Below are 5893 nucleotides of genomic sequence, written 5' to 3'. Positions count from 1 at the left end.
TCCATTCATCACTAAGAACGACTGCACTTGCATCGCGCCTTTAACAAAGTAGCGATTGTCGCACCGGCTTGAATTGTTGGCAGTGCGTACCCACGTCTCTTTTCGTGTTTGAAAAGGAGAGACGCTTTCTAACAAGCTCTGCGCAAATACAGGAGAATCGCGCCCGCACGCGTCGCAAAATGCAAAACCCCGCGAGGATGCGTAAGCCCGTCTAAGACCCCTGGGGCATCGGCGGCATCGCAAGGCGGCTGGTTTTGTTGAGCACTCCGCAGAATGAGACCAATGCGCCTGTCGATCGCCGTTTGACCACGGCCTCCGGAGGCGGCGGCGGCTTCGAGGCTTAAGGCGGGATCGGTCGATTCCGCCTTCGGTATATGGAGTGCTTCGCCGAAAAGTGGTTTCCGGTTTTCGGATCACGAAGCACGACCACTAAAAAGGCTTTAGTAGAACACCACCGTGCGCCGGCCGTTGAGCAGGATGCGGTGTTCGGCGTGCCATTGGACGGCGCGGGACAGCACCCGGTTTTCGATGTCGCGGCCGACCGCCGCCATTTCGTCGCCGGACATGGAATGGGTGGCGCGTTCGACCGACTGCTCGATGATCGGGCCTTCGTCGAGATCGCTGGTGACGTAATGCGCCGTGGCGCCGATCAGTTTGACGCCGCGGTCGTGGGCCTGGTGATAGGGGCGGGCTCCCTTGAAGCTCGGCAGGAAGGAGTGGTGGATGTTGATGATCCGGCCCGGCATCGCATCGGCAATCACCGGCGACAGGATTTGCATGTAGCGCGCCAGCACCACGAGATCGATGCGCTCTTCGGCGATCAGCTCGGCCAGGGTTTTTTCCTGCGCCTTGCGATTGTCGTTGTTGATCGGCAGGTAGCGGAACGGAATGCCGTGCGCCGCGGCGACGTCGGCGAAGTCGCGATGGTTGGAGACGATCACCGGAATCTCGATCGGCAGCGCGCCGATGCGGTGGCGATAGAGCAGGTCGACCAGGCAATGGCCGAGTTTGGAAACCATCAGCAGCGTGCGGGTCTTGACGGCGGTGTCGTGGATCGCCGCGGTCATGTCGAACTCGCGCGCGATCGGCGCGAAGCCGTCCTGGATCGCCTGATAGCTGGCGCCGGTCTCGCTGGCGAACGAGATGCGCAGGAAGAAGCGGCCGTTGTCCTTGTCGCCGTACTGGGCGCTGTCGATGATGTTGCAGCCGCTGTCGAACAAATAGCGCGTGACGGTGGAGACGATGCCGCGCCGGTCGGGGCACGAAACGGTTAAGACGTAGGAGGTGTTGCTCATCGCACGGCCAGTTTCTTTCTGCTGGCAGCCCTCTTACGCAATTTGGCGCGGTACGGAAAGGAAAATGAATGCCTAAGCTTTCAACCCGGCCCGCTCAGCCGCCAAAAGCGCCAGCGCGGACCAGTCCTTGTCGGCCCAGCCCTTGGCGAGCGCTTCGACGAAGTGGTCGTGCACCACGCTGGCGAGCGGCAGGGCGGCTTGCAGTTCCTTGGCAGCGGCGAGCGTCAGGCCGGCGTCCTTGTAGCCGAGGCTGAGCTTGAAGCCGGCTTTGTCGAACGCTTCGTCGCCGATGATCTTGCCGTAGATCTGGTAGACCGGCGCCGAGAAATTCGCCGTCGTCATCACATCGAAGAATACTTTCGGGTCGACACCGCCCTTCTTCAACAGCGCCGCCGCTTCGCCCATGGTTTCGATCGCCGAGGCGATCATGAAGTTGCCGGCGATCTTGAACAGGTTGGCCTGCGCCGGTTCGCTGCCGACGACCGCGTACTTGGCCCCGACCGCCTTCAGGATCGGTTCCACTTTGGCGATGGCGTCGGCTGCGCCGGCCGCCACCACGGTCAGTTTGCCCGCCGCCGCGGCATCGGGGCGTCCGAACACTGGCGCTGCGACATAGCCCAGCCCGTGGCGCGTGTGCGCGGCGGCCATCTCGCGTGCGAAGCCGACCGAGAGCGTCGCCATGCTGACGTGGACCAGCCCGGGCGCGGCGCGGTCGAGCAGGACGCCGTCGAGGCCGATCGCGTGCACCGCCGAGTCGTTGGCGAGCATCGAGAACACGGCGTCGCCCTGCAGCGCATCTTCCGGTTTAGCGGCGGGGGTGGCGCCTTGGGCGGCGAGCGCGTCCACCGGCCCGCGACTGCGATTCCAGGCGGTGACGCCGTGGCCCGCCTTGAGAATATTGGCGGCGATGCCTTGTCCCATGGCGCCCAGACCGATGAATCCGACCTTCATGTAAGCCTCCTGCTCGACGGCGTGACCTGATGCTATATAAGACGCGCATGAACGATGTGAAGCGACCCGAACCCTCCCTCGACCCCGAAAATTGGGAGGAGCTGCGTGGCACTGGCCACCGCATGCTCGACGACATGTTGGATTACATCGCGGACATCCGCCAGCGCCCCGTGTGGCAGCCGATCCCGGCCGCTGTCCGCGCACGGTTCCGGGCCGACCTGCCGCAAGAGCCTGGCGACCTCGCGGCGGCCTACGCCGAATTTGCCGAGAATGTGGTTCCTTACGCGGCGGGGAATGTCCATCCCGGGTTCATGGGATGGGTGCACGGCGGCGGCACCCCGGTCGGCATGCTGGCGGAGATGCTGGCGGGCGGGCTGAATGCCAACCTCGGCGGCCGCGATCATGCCCCGGTAGAGGTGGAACGGCAAATTGTGGAATGGGTGCGGCGCCTGTTCGAATTCCCCGAAGGCGCCACCGGCCTGTTCGTCACCGGCTCCTCGCTCGCCAACTTCATCGGCGTGCTGGTGGCGCGGACGGCGGCGCTCGGTCCCGAGGTGCGCAAGTCGGGCATCGGCGCGAAGGGTGCGACCCTCAGGGCCTATGCCTCGGCGGCGGCGCACCGCTGTATCCCGCTGGCGATGGATTTGTCGGGCCTCGGCTCCGATTCCGTGCGGCCGATGCCGACTGACGCCGATGGCAAAATGGATTTGGCAAAGCTCGCCGCTGCGGTGGCCGAAGATCGCGCCGTGGGCCTGACGCCGTTCCTGGTTGTCGGCACAGCCGGCACCGTCGATACCGGCGCCATCGACGATCTCGACGCCATCGCGGATTTTTGTGCGGCGGAAAAGCTGCGCTTCCATGTCGATGGCGCGTTCGGCGCCATGGCGGTGTTGTCGCCCGCCTTGAAGCCGCTGGTGAAGGGTATCGAACGGGCGGATTCGATCGCGTTCGATTTCCACAAATGGGCCCAGGTGCCCTACGATGCCGGTTTCGTGCTGGTGCGCGACGGCAAGCTGCATCGCGACACCTTCGCCAGCCCCGCCGCCTATTTGCGACCGCAGGCCAAGGGGCTCGCCGCCGGGGCACCGTGGTTCTCCGATTACGGCCCGGATCTCAGCCGCGGCTTTCGCGCGCTGAAGACGTGGTTCACGCTGAAAACCTACGGTCTCAAGCGCATCGGCCAGTCGATCGAGCATTCCTGCGAACTGGCGCGCTATCTCGAAGCCAAGGTGCGCGCCGAACCGAAGCTGGAATTGTTGGCTCCGGCCCGGCTCAACATCGTCTGTTTCCGCTATCGCACCAGCGATGAAGCCAATGCGCGGATCGTCGTAGGCTTGCATGAATCCGGGATTGCGGCGCCTTCAACGACCACGTTGAACGGCAAGCTCGCGATCCGCGCCGCCTTCGTCAATCACCGTACGCAAACGCGCGACGTGGATGCGATGCTGGATGGCGTGCTCAAGCTCGGCGCTGCTGCGGAATAAGAGCGAAGTCGTCGCCGACGGCCTCTGTCCGCCGCCGCGGCAGGGCTTCGGGGTATTCCTCGCGCAACCACGCGATCGTCTTTTCGCGCAGTTCGCTGCAGAGATCGGCGTTCTTTCCGGCATCGGCCGAGCTGACCAGCACGCGCACTTTGGCCGTGTATTCCGAGAGCTCGATCAGCTGGGTGTTAATGACGTTCTTGTCCCACAGCGGCGATGCCTTGACGATCTCCTCGGCTTTCTTGCGGATTCGATCGACGTCGGTGGTGTAATCGACAAAGAAGAACACCGAGCCCAAAGTCTGCGACGACTGGCGCGTCCAGTTCTGGAACGGCGTCGTCATCATGTAGCTGATCGGCACCACCAGCCGCCGCCAATCCCAGCAGCGGAGGACGACGTAGGTGGAGTTTATCTCCTCGATCCAGCCCCATTCATTGTTGACGATGACGACGTCGTCGATGCGGAACGGCTGGGTGATGGCGAGCTGGATGCCGGCAACGAGATTCTCCAGCAAAGGCTTGGCGGCAAAGCCCACCGCGATACCGGCGATGCCGGCCGAGGCGAACAGCGACACGCCGAACTGGCGCACCGCGTCGAAGGTCATCAACGCAAAGCCGACGGTGATGATGCCGATCACCACATCGACCGTGCGCTTCAGCAGCTTCATCTGGGTGATGGCTTTGCGCGCCAACAGATTGTCGCTGGTGTCGGAATGAAACCGCGCCATGTAGCGGTTGATCGCGAGGTCGGACGCGACGATCGCGAACCAGCCGACCTGAACGATAAAGGCGGCGAACAGCACGCGTTCGACGATGTGATTGGTGCCGCGATCGAGTGGCAGAGCCGGCGTCACCAGCGCGGCGACCAGGACGGTCAGGGCGAATTGTGCCAAGCCACCGGCATTCGCAAGCACTGAATGCGATAATGTCCGGTCGCTGGGAAGCAGGCGGCGGACCAGTTTGCGGAGCAGACCGAGTACCAGCGCGGTCACAATGGCGATCGCCGCCAGCGCAGCGACCGCGACCAGCCAGTCCGGCGCCCAGGCCGGGATGAAATGGAGATGGCCGCGATTCATGCCGCGGCCCTCGCCGGAACGGTTCCGCGCAGGGCATCAAGGAAGCTGGTGCAATAGGCGCGCGCCGACAGCGTTCTCAGCTTTTCGAACAGACGGCCGTGGCGGAGCTTGCGCTCTTCCAGGCCCATGGCGGCTGCTTCATGCATGGCCTCGGCGATTTCGTCGGGATCGTAAGGGTTCACGATGAGAGCATCCTCGAAATAGTGCGCCACCCCGGCAAAGCTCGACAAGATCAGCACGCCGGGGTCCGCGGGGTCCTGAGCCGCAACGTATTCATGCGCCACCAGGTTCATTCCGTCCCTGAGCGGCGTGACTACGCCGATCCGCGCGATGCGATAAAAGCCGGCGAGCGTCGAGCGGGCGAGGCTCTGGCTCATGTACCGCAGCGGCACCCAATCGAAGGCGCCGTGACGGCCGTTGATGTCGCCGGCCATGCGGTTGAGCAGGGGCCGTAACGCGGCGTATTCCGAAACGTCCTCGCGCGATGGCGCTGCGATCTGCAGGAAGCTGACGCTGTTCTTGTGTTCCGGAAAGCGTTCCAGCAGCCGGTTGAACGCCTCGAAGCGGTTGGGCAGGCCTTTGGAATAATCCAGCCGGTCGGCACCGATCATCAGTTGGCGGCCGACCAGGCTTTCTACCAGCCGGCGGGTATTGCGGCTCTTGGCCGACTGGATCGCCTGCTGCTGGAAGTGCTGAACATCGATGCCGATCGGCGCCACGATAGAACGGACGAGGCGATGGCCGCAGGCGGTGATGACGCCTTCGGCATCGGTGGGGAATTTCAGGATGCGGCGGACGCAATCGAGGAAGTCGTCGCGATGCTCGGCGGTCTGGAAGCCGACAACGTCGTAGGCACAGAAATCGTGCAACAGGTCCTCGCCGCGGGGCAGCGCCGCAAACAGCGTCGAGGGCACGAACGGGATGTGCAGGAAAAAGCCGACCGCATTCTTGACGCCGGCTTGGCGCAGCTCGCTCGCCATCGGGATGAGGTGGTAATCGTGCACCCAGACGAGATCGTCGGGCCGGAGCTGTGGGGCGAGGGCGCGGGCGTAATGGGCATTCACGTCGCGATAGCCCGCCAGATGCTCGCG

Annotated in this window: 5 protein-coding genes; 1 reads left to right on the top strand and 4 read right to left on the bottom strand. The window is 64.0% G+C overall.

Features of this window, described 5'->3' with window-relative positions; all coding sequences use genetic code 11:
• Positions 1-440: 440 nt before the first annotated feature.
• Both purU and AC1P6P_RS20385 read right to left on the bottom strand, forming a co-directional pair.
• Entirely contained in the window at positions 441-1295 is an 855-nt protein-coding gene (gene purU, locus AC1P6P_RS20390) for a formyltetrahydrofolate deformylase (protein WP_481404284.1), read from the bottom strand.
• A gap of 72 nt (positions 1296-1367) precedes the next feature.
• Positions 1368-2246 (bottom strand): NAD(P)-dependent oxidoreductase, encoded by an 879-nt coding sequence (locus AC1P6P_RS20385; RefSeq protein ID WP_481404283.1) that lies wholly within the window; start codon positions 2244-2246, stop codon positions 1368-1370.
• Positions 2247-2293: 47 nt separating this feature from the next.
• On the opposite strand from AC1P6P_RS20385, the gene AC1P6P_RS20380 reads away from it, so the two are divergent.
• Positions 2294-3730: a pyridoxal phosphate-dependent decarboxylase family protein gene (locus tag AC1P6P_RS20380; protein WP_481404282.1), complete on the top strand. Its 1437-nt coding sequence runs from the start codon at positions 2294-2296 to the stop codon at positions 3728-3730.
• Here the strand turns inward: AC1P6P_RS20380 and AC1P6P_RS20375 are convergent.
• Positions 3705-4802, bottom strand: coding sequence for a mechanosensitive ion channel family protein (locus AC1P6P_RS20375; protein WP_481404281.1), 1098 nt, complete (start codon positions 4800-4802; stop codon positions 3705-3707). The genes AC1P6P_RS20380 and AC1P6P_RS20375 overlap by 26 nt on opposite strands.
• A partial coding sequence (locus AC1P6P_RS20370) for an alpha,alpha-trehalose-phosphate synthase (UDP-forming) (RefSeq protein ID WP_481404280.1) occupies positions 4799-5893 on the bottom strand: 1095 nt, incomplete at its 5' end. The genes AC1P6P_RS20370 and AC1P6P_RS20375, both read right to left, overlap by 4 nt.

The organism is Rhizomicrobium sp., from assembly GCF_056722145.1.
The sequence above is the reverse complement of the archived record's forward strand: the minus strand, read 5'-3'. Positions and strand labels throughout refer to the sequence as shown.

Coding starts and splice junctions, on each gene's coding strand:
- AC1P6P_RS20375 (WP_481404281.1), bottom strand. CDS start 4,802: ATGAATCGCGGCCATCTCCATTTCATCCCGGCCTGGGCGCCGGACTGG.
- AC1P6P_RS20380 (WP_481404282.1), top strand. CDS start 2,294: ATGAACGATGTGAAGCGACCCGAACCCTCCCTCGACCCCGAAAATTGG.
- AC1P6P_RS20385 (WP_481404283.1), bottom strand. CDS start 2,246: ATGAAGGTCGGATTCATCGGTCTGGGCGCCATGGGACAAGGCATCGCC.
- purU (WP_481404284.1), bottom strand. CDS start 1,295: ATGAGCAACACCTCCTACGTCTTAACCGTTTCGTGCCCCGACCGGCGC.